22 protein-coding genes and 1 riboswitch are annotated in these 22,297 nt (G+C 38.8%); of the genes, 11 read left to right on the top strand and 11 right to left on the bottom strand.

Features of this window, described 5'->3' with window-relative positions; translation table 11 throughout:
• Positions 1–24: 24 nt before the first annotated feature.
• Positions 25–714 carry a response regulator transcription factor gene (locus MHI22_RS06880; protein ID WP_036119936.1) on the bottom strand — a complete coding sequence of 230 codons (690 nt, stop codon included), beginning with the start codon at positions 712–714 and terminating at the stop codon, positions 25–27.
• Between the two features lie 304 nt (positions 715–1,018).
• Positions 1,019–1,486 carry a hypothetical protein gene (locus tag MHI22_RS06875; RefSeq protein WP_340809198.1) on the bottom strand — a complete coding sequence of 156 codons (468 nt, stop codon included), beginning with the start codon at positions 1,484–1,486 and terminating at the stop codon, positions 1,019–1,021.
• Positions 1,487–1,750: 264 nt separating this feature from the next.
• Between MHI22_RS06875 and bioD the strand changes: the two genes are divergently transcribed.
• From bioD to MHI22_RS06850, 5 genes are all read left to right on the top strand, one after another.
• Positions 1,751–2,455: a dethiobiotin synthase gene (gene bioD, locus MHI22_RS06870; RefSeq protein WP_340809197.1), complete on the top strand. Its 705-nt coding sequence runs from the start codon at positions 1,751–1,753 to the stop codon at positions 2,453–2,455.
• Positions 2,436–3,812, top strand: a complete 1,377-nt coding sequence (gene bioA / locus MHI22_RS06865) for an adenosylmethionine--8-amino-7-oxononanoate transaminase (protein ID WP_036119945.1) — start codon at positions 2,436–2,438, stop codon at positions 3,810–3,812. The genes bioD and bioA overlap by 20 nt, the downstream gene beginning before the upstream one ends.
• Positions 3,813–3,837: 25 nt before the next feature.
• Positions 3,838–4,398: a biotin transporter BioY gene (locus MHI22_RS06860; RefSeq protein ID WP_369802783.1), complete on the top strand. Its 561-nt coding sequence runs from the start codon at positions 3,838–3,840 to the stop codon at positions 4,396–4,398.
• Positions 4,395–5,390, top strand: a complete 996-nt coding sequence (bioB, locus tag MHI22_RS06855) for a biotin synthase BioB (protein ID WP_036119950.1) — start codon at positions 4,395–4,397, stop codon at positions 5,388–5,390. Before MHI22_RS06860 ends, bioB begins: the two co-directional genes overlap by 4 nt.
• A 371-nt stretch (positions 5,391–5,761) precedes the next feature.
• Positions 5,762–5,884 (top strand): hypothetical protein, encoded by a 123-nt coding sequence (locus MHI22_RS06850; protein ID WP_255358819.1) that lies wholly within the window; start codon positions 5,762–5,764, stop codon positions 5,882–5,884.
• Positions 5,885–5,984: 100 nt separating this feature from the next.
• On the opposite strand, the gene MHI22_RS06845 is transcribed toward MHI22_RS06850, so the two are convergent.
• Complete coding sequence (locus MHI22_RS06845; RefSeq protein ID WP_340811465.1) at positions 5,985–7,148, bottom strand: aminotransferase-like domain-containing protein; 1,164 nt, start codon at positions 7,146–7,148, stop codon at positions 5,985–5,987.
• Positions 7,149–7,276: 128 nt separating this feature from the next.
• Between MHI22_RS06845 and MHI22_RS06840 the strand changes: the two genes are divergently transcribed.
• The 3 genes from MHI22_RS06840 to MHI22_RS06830 are packed head-to-tail and all read left to right on the top strand — an operon-like array spanning position 7,277 to position 10,734.
• Positions 7,277–8,674: an aminotransferase-like domain-containing protein gene (locus MHI22_RS06840; protein WP_340811463.1), complete on the top strand. Its 1,398-nt coding sequence runs from the start codon at positions 7,277–7,279 to the stop codon at positions 8,672–8,674.
• 48 nt (positions 8,675–8,722) lie between these two features.
• The gene (locus MHI22_RS06835; protein ID WP_036119957.1) at positions 8,723–9,961 is read left to right on the top strand and encodes a DNA polymerase IV; all 1,239 of its coding nucleotides are present in this window, start codon (positions 8,723–8,725) and stop codon (positions 9,959–9,961) included.
• Between the two features lie 20 nt (positions 9,962–9,981).
• The gene (locus MHI22_RS06830) at positions 9,982–10,734 is read left to right on the top strand and encodes an alpha/beta fold hydrolase (RefSeq protein ID WP_058844587.1); all 753 of its coding nucleotides are present in this window, start codon (positions 9,982–9,984) and stop codon (positions 10,732–10,734) included.
• 55 nt (positions 10,735–10,789) lie between these two features.
• Here MHI22_RS06830 and MHI22_RS06825 read toward each other — a convergent pair whose 3' ends face one another.
• From MHI22_RS06825 to MHI22_RS06815, 3 genes are read right to left on the bottom strand one after another with little or no spacing between them, the layout of a single operon-like run.
• On the bottom strand, positions 10,790–11,647 hold the full coding sequence (locus MHI22_RS06825; protein WP_058844507.1) for an SDR family oxidoreductase: 858 nt from the start codon (positions 11,645–11,647) through the stop codon (positions 10,790–10,792).
• On the bottom strand, positions 11,644–12,672 hold the full coding sequence (locus MHI22_RS06820; RefSeq protein ID WP_058844588.1) for a polysaccharide biosynthesis protein: 1,029 nt from the start codon (positions 12,670–12,672) through the stop codon (positions 11,644–11,646). Before MHI22_RS06820 ends, MHI22_RS06825 begins: the two co-directional genes overlap by 4 nt.
• 30 nt (positions 12,673–12,702) lie before the next feature.
• Complete coding sequence (locus MHI22_RS06815) at positions 12,703–13,302, bottom strand: glycosyltransferase family 2 protein (RefSeq protein WP_036119976.1); 600 nt, start codon at positions 13,300–13,302, stop codon at positions 12,703–12,705.
• Between the two features lie 256 nt (positions 13,303–13,558).
• Between MHI22_RS06815 and MHI22_RS06810 the strand changes: the two genes are divergently transcribed.
• Positions 13,559–14,647: a glycosyltransferase family 4 protein gene (locus MHI22_RS06810; RefSeq protein WP_058844508.1), complete on the top strand. Its 1,089-nt coding sequence runs from the start codon at positions 13,559–13,561 to the stop codon at positions 14,645–14,647.
• Between the two features lie 115 nt (positions 14,648–14,762).
• On the top strand, positions 14,763–15,203 hold the full coding sequence (locus MHI22_RS06805) for a GNAT family N-acetyltransferase (protein ID WP_036119982.1): 441 nt from the start codon (positions 14,763–14,765) through the stop codon (positions 15,201–15,203).
• A gap of 101 nt (positions 15,204–15,304) precedes the next feature.
• On the opposite strand, the gene MHI22_RS06800 is transcribed toward MHI22_RS06805, so the two are convergent.
• Positions 15,305–18,805 carry a S8 family peptidase gene (locus tag MHI22_RS06800; RefSeq protein ID WP_340811459.1) on the bottom strand — a complete coding sequence of 1,167 codons (3,501 nt, stop codon included), beginning with the start codon at positions 18,803–18,805 and terminating at the stop codon, positions 15,305–15,307.
• Between the two features lie 109 nt (positions 18,806–18,914).
• On the opposite strand from MHI22_RS06800, the gene MHI22_RS06795 reads away from it, so the two are divergent.
• The gene (locus tag MHI22_RS06795) at positions 18,915–19,073 is read left to right on the top strand and encodes a hypothetical protein (RefSeq protein ID WP_340809189.1); all 159 of its coding nucleotides are present in this window, start codon (positions 18,915–18,917) and stop codon (positions 19,071–19,073) included.
• 105 nt (positions 19,074–19,178) lie between these two features.
• Here MHI22_RS06795 and MHI22_RS06790 read toward each other — a convergent pair whose 3' ends face one another.
• The 4 genes from MHI22_RS06790 to MHI22_RS06775 are packed head-to-tail and all read right to left on the bottom strand — an operon-like array spanning position 19,179 to position 21,814.
• A complete protein-coding gene (locus MHI22_RS06790; RefSeq protein WP_340809188.1) occupies positions 19,179–20,015 on the bottom strand; it encodes an energy-coupling factor ABC transporter ATP-binding protein in 837 nt (278 codons plus the stop codon).
• Positions 20,012–20,785, bottom strand: a complete 774-nt coding sequence (cbiQ, locus tag MHI22_RS06785; protein WP_036120002.1) for a cobalt ECF transporter T component CbiQ — start codon at positions 20,783–20,785, stop codon at positions 20,012–20,014. The genes MHI22_RS06790 and cbiQ overlap by 4 nt, the downstream gene beginning before the upstream one ends.
• Before the next feature lie 6 nt (positions 20,786–20,791).
• The gene (locus MHI22_RS06780) at positions 20,792–21,064 is read right to left on the bottom strand and encodes an energy-coupling factor ABC transporter substrate-binding protein (RefSeq protein WP_058844510.1); all 273 of its coding nucleotides are present in this window, start codon (positions 21,062–21,064) and stop codon (positions 20,792–20,794) included.
• A gap of 3 nt (positions 21,065–21,067) precedes the next feature.
• Positions 21,068–21,814, bottom strand: coding sequence for an energy-coupling factor ABC transporter permease (locus MHI22_RS06775; protein WP_036120014.1), 747 nt, complete (start codon positions 21,812–21,814; stop codon positions 21,068–21,070).
• 143 nt (positions 21,815–21,957) lie between these two features.
• A riboswitch (cobalamin riboswitch) is annotated at positions 21,958–22,142 on the bottom strand.
• Positions 22,143–22,297: the final 155 nt, after the last annotated feature.

Raw genomic sequence — 22,297 nt, 5'->3', positions numbered from 1 at the left:
TGATGAGCCTTATCTTAATGCTCATCACTCTCTTTTATAGACGAATTGATAGCCAAATCCTCTCACTGTTTGAATCCATTTTGGTTTAGAGGGGACATCTTCAATTTTGCGCCGAAGGGTACTAATATGGACAGAGACAGTTTTCAAATCGGTGACACCGTCATAGCCCCAAACATGGTCAATGAGCTGGTCAACACTAATCACTTGATTCGCATGTTCCATTAGAAAAAAGAGGAGCAGTTTTTCCTTTGTGAACAAGTTTAGAAGCTGACCATCTTTATAGACGTTTTTCTCGTCAAAATGAATAGATAAATTATCAATATGTACAACATGATTTTGCTTAGATGGGATTCTTCTTTTTAAATTGGCTTGAACACGTGCCAATAATTCTTTCGGAATAAATGGCTTTGTTATATAATCGTCTGCCCCAACCTCAAAGCCTTCAAGCTTTTGTTCAATTAAATGATTGACGGTCACAAAGATGATAATGGCATCCGATACTTCTCGGATTTTTTTGGCTAGCTCAAAGCCTGTACCATCTGGTAAATTAACATCTAACAAGATTAAATCGGGTTGTTGCGTGCCAACGAGATGCCAACCAGTGGATAGGGAGGGTGCCTTTAATACTGTATAGTTAGCATTCACTAGCGTTAGCGATAAAACTTCCATAATATCTATGTCATCTTCTACTATTAAAATCTTCTCGTTCACCATATCACTAAATCTCCTTCCTATTATAAAATATACCAACTTTTATCTCGGATGGGAAAGAGAAGGTTTAGCGCTTGTGTCATTTTAACACTGCAATATCCTATAGAGCAAAGCAATCAGGGAGGACTGTTTATGGCTAATAAACAGCAAGAGGCTGGGACAGAACTCCATTATTTTGAAAAATAGCGAAAATAGATAATAGTTTTTTCGCCTCATTGAGTTAAATATTTCTTCCTAAATCAAAAAATGTCAGACCGATTGTATCTTGGTCTAACATTTTTTCTTTTTGTCCCAGCCTCCTCCAACATCATGAATCGAGGTGTGCGATTGCATTTAGCATGTCATCACGGACGGCCTCCCAAAATTGCTGTTGAACATCGTCACAATACGTGTAAAGCTCCTTCTGTTGTATGTGCTCATAGAGAGCAGCAATAGCTTCTTGATGAAAATAAAGGCGATGATTTAATCCTGCTCGTTCTTCTTCGATACAAAATAGCTTATAGATATCAGCTAATCGCTCAAACTTTGCTAATTTTTGTGTGATGGTCTCATATTGTGTTTGATGAAAGCGTCCAACAGATGAGGTCATCGAAATCTTAGTTCGATGCTCCATCTGTAATGTGCGAAACTCCTCAAGACGTATCGCCACACGATACCAAAATTCATAACGGGTCGGTAATTCTTTTAGTTCATAGGTCAGTAAAGATTTTAAAATTGAATGCACTTGTTCATATGTATCGATGATCTTCTCGGATTCTTTAAAAATGCCAAACATACAACCACCCCCATACAGTGTAATACTACAAGATGAGATGAAACTCCTTTCAATATCAGCGTTATTTTCAATCCTTTTTATTTTATGAATAAGTAGCCTCGAGTAGGATTTAGGAGGTAATGATTTAGTTTTACATAAATTATCGCAAAATTCCCTTTTTTAAAACGAGTTTCTTAGAAAATGCAAATAGGCATTTACAAAATGAAATTAAATGTGTTAACTTTTATATTGTTATTAGTTAACACAAAGAGGGGGAGGTTAACAATGCGACATTTTTGGGTTGTAGGCACAGATACGGATGTTGGTAAAACGATGGTCACTACTATGTTGATGTGTCATTTGCAAAGGCAGGGTTTGCAAGTCACACCCTATAAGCCCGTGCAAACAGGTGAGGTATACGAAAATGGGCATGGCTATTATCATGATACAGCTATGTATGAAAAGCATTCTTTACAAAAGCTGCAAAAAGAGCATATTAATAGCTATTCATTGAAGGAAGCGGCATCACCGCATTATGCTGCCAAGCTAGAGGGACAGTCAATTGATGTCAAAGAGCTATTACAGCAAATTCAATTTTTACAAGATGCTTACGATATCGTGATATGCGAGGGGGCTGGTGGGCTCTTTGTTCCTTTCACTGCTCCAAATGGTACGACTCTGCTTGATGTTATTGTCAGTAGCAAGCTGCCAGTCGTGTTGGTCACAAGGACATCACTTGGGACGATCAATCACACATTGTTAACGATGGAGGCATTGCGCGCTCGTCAAATTGATATTCTTGGCATTGTCTTTAATGGAGACACGGGTAGCAGTATAGAACAAGACAATATACAAACAATTTTACAGTACTATCCTATACCTTATGCCATTATTCCACAGCTGAAGGACAAGTCACAGCTAATGGATTATGCCATGACACACACTACTTTGTTTGAAAGGCTCTTTCACTATGAATCAAGCATTAACTGACTTGCAGGCAAGAGATTTACGACATGTTTGGCATCCGTGCTCACAGATGAAGGATTACGAAGCATTTCCGCCAATCGTCATAAAAAAAGGGCAAGGTGTGTGGCTTTATGATGAACATAATCATCGTTATTTGGATGCTGTATCCTCTTGGTGGGTTAATTTATTTGGACATGCCAATCCGCGAATTAGCCAAGCTTTAAGTGAGCAAGCATTTACATTAGAGCATACAATTTTCGCTAATTTCACACATGAACCAGCCATAAATTTAGCTGAAAAATTAGCAGCTTTAGCACCTCAAGAATTACATAAAGTCTTTTTTGCAGATAATGGCTCGTCTGCTATTGAGGTGGCATTGAAAATGAGCTTTCAATACCATATGCAGACAGGAAAACCAGCGAAACAGCGCTTCCTCGCTTTGACAGATGCCTATCATGGGGAAACCATTGGTGCTTTATCGGTAGGAGGGGTAGGGCTATACAATGAAGTATATCAACCTCTTTTATTAGATACTGTTCGTGCCAAAGGGCCAGATTGCTTCCGTTGCCCATTTCAGGAAGAGCCAACAAGCTGCCAAGCGCCATGTAGTCAATTTGTAGAGGAACAGCTTCAAGCACATCATGAGGAAATTACGGCCGTTATTATTGAACCGCTTATTCAGGCCGCAGCAGGTATGAAAATGTATCCACCTATCTATTTGCAGCGCTTGCGAGCATTATGTTCACACTATGAGGTCCATTTCATCGCGGATGAGATTGCTGTCGGTTTTGGTCGGACAGGTACGTTATTTGCCTGTGAGCAGGCGGACATCACCCCAGATTTTATGTGTTTATCAAAGGGATTAACAGGCGGTTATTTACCGTTATCTGTTGTCTTAACAACCGATCAAATCTATAACGCTTTTTATGACGACTATGGAACGATGAAGGCATTTTTACATTCACATAGTTATTCAGGCAATACCTTGGCCTGTCGTGTCGCACTTGAAGTGTTAACAATGTTTGAAGAGGAGCAAGTGATGGAGATGATTCAACACAAAGGACAACAAATGCGAGAATTAGCCATGGCAGCCTTTCATGATATTCCGTATGTGGGGGAGTATCGACAAGTTGGTTTAGTGGGAGCTATTGAACTTGTCGCCAATCGACAGACAAAGGAACCATTCGCTAGTGAGGAACGGATCGGCTATCACATTTATCAGCGAGCTTTAGCAAAAGGTCTACTCATCAGACCTCTCGGCAATGTTTTATATTTTATGCCACCCTATATTATTTCTGAAGAAGAAATGTCCTTCATGATTCAAACAACGAAAGAAACGATCGAACAGTTTTTCCAAGATAGGGGGGCTAAGGTTGGTTAAGCGACATCAGACATTAGCACTTGTCATGATCGCCATGTTTGCAGCACTAACAGCGATTGGGGCGTTTATTAAAATTCCATTGCCTGTTGTACCGTTTACATTACAAATTGTTGTTGTATTTTTAGCAGGGTGTTTGTTGGGTAGTCGGAATGGTTTTTATAGTCAGCTTGTCTATATCGGTGTGGGCTTAGTAGGCTTACCTGTTTTTACACAGGGCGGTGGCTTTACGTATGTCCTACAGCCAACATTTGGTTATCTAATTGGCTTTGCCCTAGCTGCCTATGTCATTGGGTTCATCATTGAAAGAATAGAGAACCCAACGAAAAAGCATTTTATTGGAGCAACGATTATAGGACTTATCATTATTTATATGGTGGCTATTCCTTATTTATATATAGCATTAAATTTCTGGTTAGATATGAAATCAAGCTGGTCACATGTTTTTGTCATCGGCTTTTTCAGTAGTATTATCGCTGATGTTTGCTTAGCAATAACATCAGCCCTATTGGCAGAAAGAATGTATAAAGTATTTCATTCGGCAAGAACTGTGAACATTTCACACGTGGAGGGGGAGAAGATAGGATGAATTATTACCAATTAGCACAAGAAGTAATTGCTGGCAAGATCATTAGCAATGAGGAGGCACTTGCTCTCTTAAATAGTGAGGATGATGAGCTATTACAGCTAATGGACGGTGCTTTTGTCATTCGGAAGCATTATTATGGTAAAAAAGTAAAACTGAATATGATTATGAATGCCAAAAGTGGCTATTGTCCTGAGGATTGTGGTTATTGCTCTCAATCTTCTAAATCAACTGCTCCTATTGAAAAATATCCTTTTATTACAAAAGAGGAAATTTTGGCTGGTGCTAAACGAGCGTTTGACAATAAAATTGGGACGTATTGTATTGTTGCAAGTGGTCGAGGGCCAACACGTAAGGATGTCAATGTAGTGAGCGAGGCAGTTGCGGAAATTAAAGAAAAGTATGGCTTGAAGGTTTGTGCTTGTCTAGGCTTATTAAAAGAAGAGCAGGCACAGCAATTAAAGGCAGCTGGAGTGGATCGCTACAATCATAATTTAAATACATCAGAGCGCCATCATGCCTTCATCACAACCTCCCACACGTATGAGGATCGTGTTAATACGGTGGAGATAGTGAAAAAGCATGGAATTTCACCTTGCTCTGGTGCCATTATTGGGATGAAGGAAACGAAGGAGGATGTTGTCCAGATTGCACGTGCCCTTCATCAATTAGATGCTGATTCTATTCCTGTAAACTTTTTGAACGCAATAGATGGTACAAAGCTGGAAGGAACAAAGGAATTAAATCCTCGCTACTGTTTAAAGGTTTTAGCATTATTCCGTTACATCAATCCGACAAAGGAAATTCGCATTTCTGGAGGGCGAGAAATCAATCTAGGCTCACTTCAGCCACTTGGTCTCTATGCAGCCAATAGTATTTTTGTAGGGGATTATTTAACAACAGCTGGTCAAGAAGCAAATAGTGATTATCGTATGTTGGAGGATTTAGGCTTCGAGATTGAATTAACGCAACAGCAAGAAAAAGCATTTTGTTAAGCTTATGAAAGAAAAATCTACTACTACAGCAAAACCGTACTTCTGTGCGGTTTTTTGCTTTAGGTGGATAGAAATCAAAAAGTGGTGGATAAACATCAAAAAAACAGTGGATAGAAATAAAAAAATGATGGATAGATCTGATATCACTAGCTGTTTTTATACCTATAAAAGAAAGGTTTTCACAAATTGTTCAATGAAAGCGTTTTGAAATTGAACAGTTTGTGAAGAACTTCACATAAAGCTTTCTTTTTGAAAAAAACAGCGTAAAATAAGAATCAAGTAAGGAATTGTTATAAAACAGTTGATAAGTAGTCTCACAAATTTTGGTGGTTGTTATATTACAAAAATAATGGGAGAAGGGAGCTTTTCATATGTGGGTTATTACAGTATTTGATAAAAAGGATGTCCGAATTTTTGAGTATACAAACAAAAATGAGGCAACAGAAGCTTTAGCAAAATTCAAGAAAAATGCAGTGTTAACATATACAAAATAAATTGCTTTTGAGACAGCCCTCTCCTGATAGAGGGCTGTTTTTTATGAACAACAAAAAACCGTATAAGCGTTTATGAAAAGCGTTTATACGGTTGCTATTTTTATAAAATACTTGCTAAACGTTTAATCCCCTCTCGGATGACTTCAGGTGTTGCATTTGTATAGTTGAGACGCATTGTATTGACATTCGTTTTAGATGTATAGAATGGATCTCCAGGCACAAAGGCAACCTTTTGTTCCATCGCTTTCTGGAATACATCAAGGGCTGATGTACCATCCTTCATTGTTGCCCAGATGAACATGCCTCCCTCAGGTTTTGTATATTCTACATGGGCAGGGAAAAACTCTTGCATCGCATCAAGCATCGCTTCGGATTGATTTTTATATAATGTAATAATTTTTTTGACATGTTCCGAATAGTCATTACTTGCTAAATAATCGTAGATGATATATTGCGAGAAAATATTTGTATGCAGATCAGACGCTTGCTTAGCTGTTTCAATATGCTGTAAAAGCTCTTTATTTTTTGTAATGATAAAACCAAGTCGCATACCAGGTGTGACCGTTTTAGAGAAAGAACCTAGTAAAATACTATTATCTAATTTTCCAGCACCGATATATGGAAGCGGCTCTCCTTGGAAACGTAACTCTCCATATGGATCATCCTCAATTAAAGCAACATCGTATTTTGCCACTATTTCGCAAATTTGCTCACGCTTTTCTTTCGAGTATGTGAGCCCTGTTGGGTTTTGGAAGTTAGGCACCGTATAAATGAATTTTACATTTGGTTGTTGTAGCGCACGTTCTAACTCTTCTAAGTTAAGACCATCGTTTTCAAGTGTTACCCCATAGAAAGTAGGCTCACTTAATGTAAAGGCTTGAATGGCTCCTAAGTATCCAGGCTCTTCGATGATAATGCCATCGCCTTTATTGATGAGTACTTTACTAATCAGTTCAAGAGCTTGCTGTGAGCCTGTTGTAATAAAGACATCTTCAGCTTGTACATCAAGCCCATGCACGCGTTGGTACTTTGCGGCAATGTACTCACGTAATGGTGCATAACCTTGTGTGGAAGAATATTGAAATAGTCGGCTACCATTTTCCGTAATAGCATGATCTACGGATGCTCTTAACGCATCAATAGGGAAAGAAACGGGATTTGGAAGTCCGCCTGCAAAGGAAATAACATCCTCTGCATCTGTTACTTTCAAAATATTTCGAATAAATGAGGATGGTGTTTTTAAGATTCTTTCAGAATATTGCATAATGATCGGTCCTTTTTTTCTGATTTTTTAAAAATTATATCATTGTCATGGTGTGCATACAATATTATCATTGTATGCAAGACAATTAAACTATTGTATGCAAATTAAGAGAAAGAAGGGCTTAGTGAATGCCTATTAATTCATTTGACGAGTATCCAATGAGTTGGAAGCCAGATATTCGCAATATTTCTGCCCCATTATATATAGCTATTGCGCACCAACTGGAACAAGACATAAAAGATGGAAAGCTAATGCCAGGAACGAAACTTCCTCCACAACGCGAATTAGCTGATTTTTTAGATGTGAATTTAAGCACCATTACACGAGCTTTTAAGCTGTGTGGACAAAAAGGATTCATTTATGCCTCGATTGGCAGCGGGACATTTGTTTCCACAGATGCGGCTAGCAATAAAATGTTACTGCCAGCCAATCATGCAACATCTATGATTGAAATGGGTTCTGTTTTACCAGACAACCTGGTCAATGATGATATTGCACGCTTTATGAAAAAGATGTTGAACGAGCCTAGTTTTAGCAAGCTATTTCAGTATAGTCGGCCTGAGGGCAATGCTTGGCAAAATGAAGCCGTGATGAAGCTATTCGAATTGGTGAATTTTCAAACAGATCAGCCTATTTTGCTTGGTGCAGGGGGACAAAATGCCATTGTGGGCACACTGGCAGCTTTATTTCAGCCAGGCGACCGTATTGGGACAGATCCCATTACTTATGCTGGTATTAAAACAGCAGCCAATATGTTAGGTATACAGCTTGTAGCTATTCAACAATGTCAAGGAGAAATGACCAGAGAAGGATTGCTATATGCCTGTAAAAATGAGCATATTAAAGGAATCTATGTGATCCCTGATTTTCATAATCCAACGACACATACGATGTCGGTGGAGACACGAAAAATGATTGCTGAAGTGGCTAGGCAGAAGGATTTGCTTGTGATTGAGGATGCGATTTATAGCTTTCTTAAAGAACAGCCACTTGCACCCATTGCTTCTTTTGCACCCGATAAGGTTATTTATATCGCTAGCCTGTCCAAGACGCTCTCGCCAGGTTTACGCTTATCTTTCCTTGTGACACCTTCAACATTAAGGAAAAAAATAATAGAAACGCTCTATAATATCAATATTTCAGTGTCACCGCTCATGCTGGAACTAGCAGCAAGATTGATTCATGAAGGCGTGGCACAAACGATTTTAGAAAAGCACCGAGCATATGCGAAGCAGCAAAATGCGCTTGTTAATAAATATTTAGGCGATTACGACATTTTAGGGGAGGAGGAATGTATTTTTAGGTGGTTATACTTGCCTGATAAATTTACGGGAGTTCAATTTGAATTGCTAGCCTCCAAAGCCGGCGTACAAGTCTATGCAGCGGAACGTTTTGCTGTAGGCAATACAAAGCCAGTGAATGCCGTACGTTTAGCGATTGCAGCGCCAGAAGCTCAACTGGAGCAAGCTTTAATTATTTTAAAGGATCTGCTAGAAAGTAATGGTGATTATGCATTTGTTGACTAAAGGTCATCACGCGTATAATAAAGCTAAGAGAGAGAAGAGGTGATGGACATGACGCATAAAGGGCGTGTTATTTTTCATGTGGATATGAATAGTTTCTATGCTTCGGTAGAGCAAGCACATGATCCAAGCTTAAAAGGGAAGCCAATCGCCATTGCGGGCAACCCAAAAGAGCGACGTGGCATTTTAGTAACCTGTTCCTATGAAGCAAGAGCGCTTGGCATTTATACAACAATGACTGTCCATGAAGCGAAGCGTAAATGTCCTGAACTATTGTTATTGCCTCCAGATTTTAAAAAATATCGTCAAGCATCCAAAGAAATGTTTACCATTCTTCGTAGCTACACTCCTTTAGTGGAGCCTGTTTCGATTGATGAGGGCTATATGGATGTGACAGCGTTAAGTAAGGAGCAACATGCATTAAGTATTGCCCAGGAAATACAAGAGCGCATTTTAGCTGAGCTTGATTTACCTTGCTCTATCGGTATTGCACCAAATAAATTTTTAGCAAAAACAGCTTCTGATATGAAGAAACCGTTGGGAATTACCGTACTACGAATACGGGATATTGAACAGCAGCTTTGGCATCGAGAGGTTGTTGATATGCATGGAATTGGAGCTAGTACGGCCAAAAAATTAAATGTACATGGCATATTTACGATTGGTGATTTGGCGAAAACGGAAGAGTTTAGGATGAAGCAAATTTTAGGAAAGAATGGTGTGCGACTGCGGGCAAGAGCTAATGGGGTGGATCAACGTATGGTCGATCCTGAAGCGGTTTTTGATACGAAAAGCGTAGGAAATTCAACAACTTTACCTGAAGATGTAACAGATGTCCGTGCACTACATAAAACAATAGAAGGTCTGTGTAAAAAGGTGGTTGAACGACTTGAGGCAAAACGGTTAGCGGGCTCCACTGTAAGTATTCAAATACGGGATGCAAGTTGGCATAATCACACACGATCAAAAACAATGTCTAATGTTCTTTATCGTTTTGAAGATATCTATGACATTGCTTGTGCCTTGTTTGATAAGCATTGGGATGAGTCTCCAGTAAGGCTTTTAGGCGTGACGGTTTCTAATGTAGTGGATCGTAAGGATTACTCGCAACAATTATCGATATTTGATTTTCAAGAACATGTAAAAGATGAACCTATTCTCAAAATCGTGGATGAAATTGAGGGACGTTTTGGGAAGGGGGTTATAAAACGTGGTGTAGATTTAGGGAAACGTTCATCCTATCAATCACAAACAAGCTTTAGTAAGGATTTTTTAGATGACCATGATTGAAAATGAAGGCAGGTGTATACATGCGATACAAAACATATGGAGATGTCCATAATCCTCTAATGCTGTTTATTCATGGAGGTGGAGTCGGTGGCTGGATGTGGGAACAACAAGTTCAGCATTTTTCTAATTATCACTGTGTTGTTCCTGAGCTGTTGTCACAAGATGCATTCTCCATTGAGCAGAGTGCCAGAGAGCTTCTCCAGCTTCTAGAAGAAAAGGCGACTGGAAAGCCCGTCATACTGATTGGATTCTCTTTAGGAGCACAAATCGCTATTCAAATGCTAAGTATAAAGCCTAGTTTAATCGATTTTACCATTATCAATAGTGCACTTGTAATACCTTCTCCAGCTATGGAATGGATGCTTCAACCGTTCATTCGGCTGACATTTCCACTTATAAAAAATAAAACATTTGCGAAACTTCAAGCTAAAGCCCTATACATCAATGATCTTGATTTTGAACGCTATTATCAAGAGAGTGCTACGATGAAAGTAGAGACATTGATTCAAATTTTGAGAGAAAATATGTTGTTTTCCATCCCGCATGATTTTCATAAAGCCCAAGGGAAAATTTTAATAACGGTAGGAGCTAAAGAGAAAAGCATTATGAAAAAATCAGCTAAAGCCCTTGTTCAAAGTCATCCAAATAGTCATGGTGTCATATTGCACAACATTGGTCATGGAGTATCATTAGCCCAACCTGCATTTTTCAACCATTTTGTAGAAAATTGGATTAAGAATGGTCAACTACCTGAGGGGACAGTGATTCAATAGGGGGGCTCCATTATGAATATTCAAACTCATAATGGAGTTGACAGGAAAAGTGTATTTAAGCTTGAAAATAATGAGGATATAAATCTTTATGCTGTAACATCCAGTCCTTCATCTCTACAATCATTTCCTCATAGCCAGGGACAACAAAGGAGAAGTCATTTCTAGTATTCATTAATGTTTTATTGACATTAACGAGCCGATGAGGAAGAATTTTTATGTTGCTGTCCATAAAGTGTTTATTCAATAGTTGAAGTAAGTCGTATTTTGAAATATTCGTAGTATTGACGAGATGATAGAGTCCTGTTAAATCTTCTTGGACAGCCCGTTCAATGGCTTTTGCTAATGTAAGTGTAGTTACTCCAGTCCAAATAGCCCCCGTATAACCGTGAATGGGACCTTTTTGTTGCATAAACCAATTGAATAGTCCGATGCCATCGTTTTTTAAATCAGGGCCAATAATCGAGTTACGAAATGTTAAATGCTTGTTGTGCTCAATCTCCCCCAAGCCTTTTGTGCGATCATAAAAAGTTTCACCGTCTCCTATGCTAGTTTCATAGTAGGGGGCATTTTTCCCTGAAAATACGCAATCAGTACTTAGATGAATCAGCTTAGTTTGTCGGTTTTCTAGGAGAGAGACAATGGCATGCGGTAAATAACTATTCAGCCAAATGCTTTGTGCAGGATATACCGTACAAGCTTCGTTTAAGACACCAATACAATTAATGACGACATCAAAATCATGATCTACTAACAACGACCGTAAAAATATAGCGTCCATCACATCGCCCATTATATGGTTCCCAGATGGGAAAGGGGTTCTAGCGTAAGTTGTCACATCATGCCCTTGTTCACATAAATAGATGGCAATGGTATGGCCAGCCATGCCAGTAGCGCCGAGCACTAAGAATTTCATGGCGTTCCTCCAGTCCAATAAAGAAGCTCTTCTTGAATAAGCGGTAATGTCAATAATTTTTCTTTGATGTCAGCCACACTTAATTGTTGTGTATTGTTGGAGTTATATTCATCGGTTAATGTAATTTTAGGAGAGCCCTCATCGAGGTATTTTCCATAATTTAAATCCCGATTATCTGCGGGGATTCGATAAAAATTGCCCATATCAACGGCTTTTGCCGATTCTTCTTTTGTACATAATACCTCATACATTTTTTCCCCATGCCGTGTCCCAATAATTTGGATGGCATTGTTTGCCTGAAAAATCTCAAGTAATGCTTGAGCTAAATTGGCTATTGTTGCTGCGGGAGATTTTTGTACCATAATATCTCCATTTTGTGCATGTGAGAAAGCGTACAATACTAATTCAACGGCCTCATCAAGAGTCATCATAAAACGTGTCATGTTTGGATCTGTAATCGTTAACGGCTTTCCAGCTTTTATTTGTTCAATAAATAAGGGAATGACAGAGCCCCGTGAAGCCATAACATTGCCATATCTAGTGCCACAAATGAGCGTATGATGAGGATCAACCATTCGGGATTTAGCGATAAACGTTTTTTCCATCATCGCTTTGGATATTCCCATGGCATTGACAGGATAGGCTGCTTTATCTGTAGAGAGGCAGATCATTTTCTTGACACCAGCCTGAATGGCAGCTGTTAGGACATGATCGGTTCCTAAAATATTAGTTTTCACAGCTTCTAAAGGGAAAAATTCGCAGGAGGGAACTTGCTTAAGAGCAGCGGCATGGAACACATAGTCCACATTATACATAGCAGTATGGATGCTTTGAATATCACGGACATCTCCGATATAAAATTTGATTTTACTATGCTGATAGAGCTTGCGCATATCATCTTGCTTTTTTTCATCCCTTGAAAAAATACGAATTTCCTTAATATCCGTATTGAGGAAGCGCTTTAGTACAGCGTTACCAAAAGAGCCAGTGCCTCCCGTAATCAGTAATATTTTATTTGTAAACATTGTATGGTTCATTACACCTCCTGCATGCTTTTATTTCAATCCTCTTTGGTGTAGATCACATTCTGAGTTTTCTCTAGGATAGTTGTACCAGTAAGCAAATTCGTTTGTATATTTACTTGTCGGATTTTTATCCATGAGGGCACAATTAAAATCCCAATCTCCTGCTATATCTTTGCGTATTGTAAATTTTGCATCCCCAATTAAACTTCTTCGAATGATTTTAAATTGTCCGGGTAAGGAATAGCGATTCGATTCATCTTTAATAAAGGCGAAGCCATTTTTAATGATCATGTTGTAATAGTAAACATCAAATGTGCCATCCACTTGTGCTAATACATTGCGAATAGCTGGCAAGTAGTGGTCATCGCTATCGATGATGGCTATATAGTCTCCTGTCGCCTCTGCAATGCAGCGATTATAAGCAACACTAGCCCCAAGGTTCGTTGGATGCACGATGATTTTTAAAGCTGCACAGTTTTTTTGGTAGTCCTGTAAAATGGCTAATGTATTGTCAGTAGAACCATCATCCACAATGATAATTTCATAGGCATATTCTTTAGGAATACTGTCAAGCATTGTTAAGATCCATTCTTCGCTATTAAACGCAGGTGATAAAAAACTTATCTTCATTTTATCCCTCCATTCTTTATCTAGTAGTAGAGTTCTTCTATGTGACTGAGCAGATTCTTTAATACAATATGCGTGGACATAGAGCTATTGTAGGCAATTGCTTGTTTTAGGAAGTTTTTAAGAGAGACGCTTTTCTGTATACGATTTCTGTTTACTAGAGAACAAGCAGGATAGGGGCAAAAATTTACTAAGGTATGCACGTTTAGCAGGAAGGGTCATAAACTAGCTAGAGCGCTTTTTTAGAAAGAGGGATACAATGTCAAAAAGGATCGCATTTATTTGTAGCGTGGAATCTTATAAACTGTCTGATGCACATATTTTCAAAGATTTGTGTCTCGTGCCTATTTTGCTAGGGGAGGAATTAGGCTATGAAGTAAGTATTGTGACAACAGAGATGAATGAAGCCCTTCTTCAACAGGCCTTTCCAACTGTAAAATTTGAGTCCATACCATTTGAGAAGGATTATGTGGCGAATATGAATGCTTATTTAGCCAAGCATGCAAAGGACATTGACATTGCCTTTGCCATAGGGCCGTATCCATCTTATTTAGCCATTTTGAAAACCTATAAGCATTATAATCCGCAAGGAAAAATTTATATGAAGTTAGATGTAAATCGATTTTGGTTACATCGATTAAAATCCTATCCATACTTTTTAGAGCTACTGCAATTATGTGATCTGCTATCCTCCGAATGTGTGTCCATTCAAACCGCTATTCAAGTGTATTCGCAATTAGCGATTAAACATATCCCCAATGGCTTTTATGAGCATTTTCCCACAGCACCTGTGTCCTTTCATGACAAGGAAAATAGAATTTTAGCAGTGGGGCGCTTAGATGCACCAGAGAAGCAAACGATTTTGACAGTCAAAGCCTTTCTAGCTGCCCAGCTTCCAGACTGGGAGCTTCGTTTAGTAGGACCGATGTCTGCCTCCTATCAAGAGGAGCTAAGGCAGTTGCTAGATGGCCATCCAACTGCCGCTCAAGTAACGATGGTAGGGCCTATTTATGATAAGGTGCAATTAGAAGAAGAGTACCGTAAGGCTAAAATTTTTTGTTTAACATCTGTAGTAGAATGCTATGCCCATGTTTTTGCAGAGGCTGCTAAAAATGGCTGCTATATCGTGACTACTGATGTTGATGGGGCTGCTGATATTACAATGCAACAACGCTTCGGTACAATTCATCCGACACATGATTGGGAGGGGATTGGTCGGACATTGCAGCAAGTTGCCACACAGGAATCATTGCTGGCCGATACTTGTGTACAGCTTCAAGCATTTGCTAGAAAGGAATTAAATTGGTGCCATATTGTGAAAAGGGTTGCTGAATATTTAAATGAATAAACAATCCTCTCTCGATTTTGAAGACTATTCTTTTCTTTATACCATTATTTCCTATATAATAAAAACTAGACTCATCATGTTAGACAATCATGGGAAGACACAAGGGGAGACAGGAATGGAAATACAACAAGCGACAATGCATGAACTAGAGGATTTATCGAAACTGTTTGATGAATATCGTCAATTTTATGGGATCGAGCCAGATATAAGCAGCGCCAAGGCATTTTTACAATTACGATTGGCTTTAAAAGAGTCTGTCATTTTTGTAGCATTGGTAGATGGCAAGATGATTGGATTTACACAATTGTATCCAACATTTTCATCCATCGCTTTACAATGTGCCTATATTTTAAATGATATTTATGTAACAGAAGATGCTAGAGGCCTAGGGGTGGGCAAGGCATTGATGGAAAAGGTTTTTCGATATTGTGAGCAGCAAGGTGCTCGCTATGTCACACTGCAAACGGCGGCTGATAATGTAAATGCACGTAAACTCTATGAAAAGCTTCATATGAAGCAAGATGAATATTGTAATTATGTGAAATATTTTATGTAGGTGGAACTTGCCAGCATCTCGTCTTCGGATGAAGATGCTTTTTTTTATCAAAACATCCCCTAGATAGCAAATAGTATCTAGGGGATGTTGCTTGATGTTACTTATTTAATTTCAAGTGTATATGGTTGTGTGCTTGCTTTGCCATAATACTCACTGACTTCAATATAGTATTTACCAGCTTGTAGTTCAACTGTACCAACTTCAGTATCGCCAGCTCCGTAAAGATCGAAGGTTTTAACGGTTTTTCCGTTCGCATCAATCACTCGGATCACACCATCTAATGCTTTTTCTGTTTGAAGTGAAAAAACGACATCGCGTTTTTGGACATTATTAAACTCAAAATAGTCCTTATCACCGAAAGGAATACCTGCATTTAAATATTGAGTTGCAACCCATTTATCATCTTTTTTTGTCAGGGCAGATGGTTTTGTTGGTACACCATTCACTAATTCAGAATCTGCATCTTCATCTGCTTGCTGATGGTTGAACATCGTTAAAGTATAAGGTTGTACAGACACTTGACCAAGACCCATGCTGTTGACAAGGATAAAATAACCGCGGTCTTTTTTGGCTTTGAAGGATGTATTTACATCTGTTGTTCCACCCATTCCAAGTAATAATTCAAGAATATTATCGCTTAGTCCAAATGGAATTTCTGTTTCCATTTCTTTCGGATCAATTTTCTTATTGCCGTTCGTATCTTCAATAATAGAGCCAGCAAATTTTAACTCTTTTTGAAGCTCTTTTGGTAGTTGAGCTAATTGTTCATTTGTAAATGGGGTAGAAGAAAGAAGCAGACTCATCACTTCATCATTGCCTTCTTGCTTATAGTAGTAATAATCTACATCATCTTGATAAATAAGATGGTCTTTATAAGTCGTACCTGGCTGAATTTTCAGTGCTTTTGCTTCCTCATGATTGTCTGGATTGTAATCTGCTGGAATATCACCGATTTTTTTTGTTTTCAACGTATAAGGTTCAGCAGATCGTTCTCCAGCATTGACAACAGCGACCACATAGGTTTTATCCTTTTTCAATGGGATGACCTTTGCATCATTTTCATTTCCAGTCGAACCAAGCAGTAGTGCTAGTAATCCAAGGTCATTTGTTAAGGAAGAAACAGGGATTAATTCCTTTGCTTCCTCATCATATTCAAATACGGTACCAGCAGGCTTTTGGTTCATCCCTTTGATAAAGCTGAAACTATAAAGGGCATCTTCCTTCGTTTTAAATAAGAAATAATCTTCATCATAGTCTGTTTGGAAATAAGCTTTCTTATTTTCACCAATTTCAAAGCGTATAGCCTGTTTTATAATCGGCTCAACATTTTCTAGATTCCCTGACGCCGTTGGATTCATTAGCATACCCATTAGGCTGTCAATTTCATTGCGTTTTTTAGTTTTACTTGGTGTAATCGGTAATTGTCCCTCTGGCATTCCTTCTTCTAACATGGCTTCATTTAACGGTAGCCCATCTTCGTCTGGTGGAAGGGTAACCACTTCACCTTTTAATGTGTAAGGAATCATCGATTCACTAACCGTTTCTTCTTTTTCAATACCACCACTAAAGAACATTTCCATAGAAAACTCACTATTACTGTCATTAGAGACACTTAAAACATATTCCTGATCCGGTACAGCATCGATAATCATGCTAACTGCTTCACCTTTCGCTGTACCATTTGCTGTTTGCATAGGATAGGCTTGTTCTTCCTCGCTGTCATCAATTTTAGCTTGCTCAGCTTCTTCTGGTGGTATCGGCTGAAAGTCATCCTTAAGATAAAGCTCCATAGAGGCTGTGACACCTGGAATACCCGACAGGTCGAATTGTAATGTCGTTGGTTCTTTTACAGAGAATGTGAAATAATCTTGATCTCGTTGTTGATCTTTTGACAGAAGGGTATAGTTTTTGCCTGCCGTACTATAAGGGAACTTATTTATCGGCGCCATAGTAGATTTATCTAATGTATCAATTGGCAAGCTCTTCGTCGTTTGTGCTGTAAACGTGTAAGTAGATTTGCCTTTTAAGCTATAGCTACCATTATGATCTTTGACAGCAATTAAAAGCGTCCCTTTTTGATCTGCTTTAAATAAATAACCTTCTTTTTTTCCTACGCGAACATCATTGACATGAATCGGCTCTACTTCACCCTTATGATTATTTGGGTAGAAATATAAATCAAAGGCATAATCATATTTGTTTGCACCTTTTAATGTTAGCTGAGCATATTCATTTGCGTCTAAATCGACTTTATACCATTTCTTTTCATCTTGCTGCTCGAAAGCGCCGTGTTCGATATTTAACGTATTTTTAGCAAGAACTTTAGCGTTTTGTATGCGTTCTTCTTTCGACTCTGAATAGTGTTTAGGTAGTTTATTTAAATCGAATTGCAATGCTTTGACTGGATCGATTAGTCCATGACCGTAGGTAAGATCATAGCCTTTCGCTCCTAAATCTTGTGCCGTCATTTCCAAAATTGCCTCTATTTCATGCGGCTTTAAATGTGGATATTTTGATTTAAGAAGAGAGGCGACGCCTGCCACTACAGGTGATGCCATGGATGTACCACTGAATTTGACGAAGGATGATCCTTTTTTGTCATCATGAACGGTACTATAAATTTCTTCACCTGGTGCAACAACATCAACGGACGGTCCGTAATTTGAATAGCTTGATAGTTTGTTGCGCTCATTCGTTGAACCTACACTAATAACACCCTCATAAGAAGCAGGGAAGGAGTATTCATCTGTTGATTCATTGCCCGCGGCTGCCACAATTGTAATACCACTGTCAACGGCTTTCTGAACGGCTTCTTTCATCAGTGGAGATTCCCCGTAGCCTCCTAGACTCATATTAATGACGTCAACACCCTGTTCAATAGCATACAAAATGCCTTGTGCAATAATGAAATCATTTGCACCTTCTTTGCCATTAAATACGTCAATGGGTAGTAGCTTCGCTTTCGGATTTACACCGTGTCCGCCTATGCCATTATCTTTAGCTGCGGCGATAATACCAGCTACATGTGTTCCGTGATCACCTGGATAAGTAGTATTCGCTGGTGCTGCTGCATTATAGGGTGGGAGTACTTGAGATTTTAGATCGGGGTGTTTAAAATCTACACCAGAATCAATGACAGCGACTGTCACATCATGCTCACCCGCTAATTCTAGTGCCTTATCCATTTGCAGTAGGTTTAAATGATACATCTCTTGTTTCTTTGGATCGACTTCTGTTTGAAAAGAGCGATACACATAGCTAGGAGATACACTTGTAATGCCATCTTGCTTTAGATAGTAAGCAACTGCTTTTTCTATTGATACGCCTTTATTCAGTTGTACCACATCATAGCCTAATGAAGGAATGGAGCGGATGACTTTGGAGCCAATGTTTTTATGTACATTTTTATCAAGTCCTGAATGCTTGATAACAATTTTATCCTTACTCATCCATTTTTCTTCATTCTGCTCTGTTTGTTTCATACTACTTGCCAGTACATTCTTGGCTTTATGCTGAGGTACTTCAGCAAAGGCAGAAGCAGCTGGAACCATTAGTGTAGCGGATGCTACAATAGCGACTGATTTTTTAAACAAACTTTTCAATTGTTATCTCTCCTTGGTGTTATAAATTAAGTCTCGACTCTATTAATACGGATAAAGATTAGAAAAGTTTCGTAAAGGAGGAAAATTTTTCACTATTTTTTCCTTCGAATTGTCTAAAGTTTTTTGTTTTACAACTAATTTAGTAGAAAGCCTCTATTCAGCTGATGGACTTCCAAGTATTGCACGCTTCGTTCTTTTACGTTTATCCAATATGTTTTTGGCATGCCAAACCATCAAAGACATCGCAACGAATTTGACGTATCGCTAACATAAATCGAATCTTTTGATTTCGTAGTAGTTTACTAATTTTTGAATATGAAAGAAAATAAAAAATGATAAAGCCATCGAGAGAGAATTTCTCGATGACTTTTGTCTACAATTGTTCTATTAATTGTTGTAATTCACACTTGGAGCGGGGGGGTGTAATGTTTTCCTGCAATAGCTTCTTTTTTTGTAATGTCATGAACATATCAAAAACCCATGGACGTTCGAGATGTGCACGTTGCAGCAATTCTTCTTCATAAAACAACTCGATCGGGTCTCCGTTATAAATGATATTCCCTGCCTCCATGACAATGATTTGATCCGCCCATTCATAAGCAAGGGGAATGTCATGGGTAGCAAGTAAAATGGTTCTTTCGCCGTCTTCTAATTTACCTAGGTACTGTAGAACTTGGGTAGCATAATAATTGTCAAGGCCTGCTGTTGGCTCATCTAATAAGAGGACAGAGGGCTCCATCGCTAAAACACCTGCCATCGCCACACGCTTTTTCTGACCTACGCTTAGAAAGTGAATAGGTTTTTCGAGTAAATCGCCTATTTCCGTTTGCGCAACAGCCCATGCTATTTTTTCTTCGATTTTTTCGGTAGACCAGCCAAGATTTAGTGGTCCAAATGCGATATCTTGCTTGACAGTACCTGAAAAAAGTTGATGATCCGCATCTTGAAAAACAATGCCAACTTGCTGGCGAAGTGCCTTTAAAGCTTTTCGACTATATTGAAGCTCGTTGCCATCAAAAACAATCGTCCCAGCTGACGGTTGTAAAATACCATTAAGATGCTGAAACAATGTTGATTTTCCAGCGCCATTATGACCAAGGATGGCAATTTTTTTTCCTTTTGGAATGTGTAAAGTAATGTCTGACAATGCCTTCGTACCATCTGCATAGGCATAGGACAAGCGGTTTAGTTCAAAATAGAATGCTGTCATGAGAAGTACCCTCCATATACAATGAGGAATAGGAACAGTGTCGCTATGCCTAGCCAATTTTTCTTGCTATAGGAGCCCATCTCTTGCCAGTAGACGGCTTCGCCACCCCGTGACTGCATGGCATTATTAAGCTCACGACTACGCTGAAACATTTCAGCAAATAGCGCCACAATAAGCATGGATACGGAGCGTAGCCATTGCATTGGAGAATGGTAGCCAAGACGCGCTTGCTGGGCAAGATGTATTCTGTACATGCTTTCTAAAAATATAAAAATAAAACGATAGGTTAGTTCAATAAGCTCAACCAATAAAGAGGGCAGTCGCCATTGTCGGAGCACATAGCAAATCCCTTGTACGGATGTGGTCAAAATTAAAAAGTATAAACAACTACTACTGCCAAGGACAATAAAGAACAATTGTTGGGCGGACAGGGCACTTGCTTTTCCGATGAAAATTGTCCAATTCATCCACGTAAAAGACCACAGATGGGCAGGTAATACATGAGTTGCTGGTGTGATTGACAGCAAGATGGATACAAGACTTGTTAGTAAGAAAAATCCAGGTAGCAATAATAACTTAACATAGTAGGTAAGCGGAATTTTTGCACCTAAAATGATAAAAGCACTCATTACAAAAAATGTAATGAGTGAAAGTCGTTCATCTCTCATGATGAGCGTTACGAGAAGTAGACCAATTGAAAATATCATTTTTTCTAGCGGATGAACGGACGCTAGCTTATTAAGATACGCATACTTATCAATGAGTAACATAACGGGTTAACCTTCTTTATGCTTGCCGCGCATATAGCCGATGAAGTAGCCAATAAAACCAGCTCCAATAGCTGCCTGTAGCACGAATAATAAGCTTTCAATTTCACCACTTGGTGGCTCCCATAAGCTTTCAAACCACGGTTCATATTCTGCATTGATTTCGCCAATGGCTGCTTCTGCCTCTCCATCAGCACCACCAAATTCTGCACCTTTTTGTATAAACAATGGGATGATAGCTAACAGCACAACAATCGCTAATAGTAATAAATTTCGTTTCATCTACTAATGTGCCTCCTTTGTTGAGAAAACACGCAACATTTTTAATTCGCTGACATTGTACTTTTTCAAGAAATTCATCACAATGACCGTTAAAATTCCTTCACTCACCGCTAACGGAATTTGAGTTAAGGCAAAAATACCTGCGAACTTTGTAAACGATGCCATAAAGCCGCCAACCTCTGAAGGGAAGGCTAATGCTAACTGTACAGAAGTCACAACATATGTACCTAAGTCACCAAGCATCGCAGCAAAAAAAACAGCTAGTGAAAATGACAACCCTATTTTTTGAGCCCCTTTAAAGACAAAGTAAGCAATAAATGGGCCTACAATCGCCATAGAGAAGGCGTTCGCTCCTAAAGTGGTAATCCCACCATGTGCTAATAATAAAGATTGGAATAATAAAACAATCGTTCCGATGACACTCATAGCTAGAGGTCCGAATAAAACCGTTCCAAGTCCAACACCAGTTGGGTGGGAGCAACTACCTGTAACCGAAGGGATTTTTAACGCCGACAGCACAAAAGCAAAGGCTCCTGAAAGACCTAAAAGCATTTTGGTTTCAGGGTTTTCTTCAATTGTTTTGCGAATGGAGCGCAATCCTAGAATAATAAATGGGATAGAGATGACCCACCAAAAAATAGCCCATTCGATTGGTAAAAAACCTTCCATGATATGCATAGCAAAGGCACGTTTTGGCACGAGTAAAAAGGCCAATAAAAAATAACTAAGTTTCCACCATGAAAATTTCAAAAGCTTTCCTCCTTACTAATAGATTTTTAGAATGTAGCGTGCGTAAATAAAAAAGCACTTCTCCGTTGTTGGAAAAGTGCATAGCTAAAAAAGCAAATAACATTCTCATCTGCTAAGCCGCACACCTATCCTCGTAGGCTGAAACGATCACATATTTTTCGGCAGGTCTCCTGGCTCTAGTTCAACACTTTATAGGTCTTCCCATCCGTTGGACAGTGACATGTTCTATAAAGCTCCCTAATACAGTGGCGGGACCGCGCCGGACTCAAACCGGCTTCCCTTTTAAGCAAAATGATAAGTATTTTACACCGAAAAAACATTAAGTTGTGAGATTTCACGACAAAGTGTAACATGATTTTCCATAAATATGCTATACTTTTTTTAAAAATATTTTCAATTGAAGGTCAATAGAGAAGATTCTGATAACTACTGAATTGTCATAAATAAGGAGATATTATAATTTTTATACCTGGTCTACACACA

This window comes from Lysinibacillus sp. FSL L8-0312 (assembly GCF_038003285.1).
Lineage (GTDB): Bacteria > Bacillota > Bacilli > Bacillales_A > Planococcaceae > Lysinibacillus > Lysinibacillus fusiformis_D.
The sequence above is the reverse complement of the archived record's forward strand: the minus strand, read 5'-3'. Positions and strand labels throughout refer to the sequence as shown.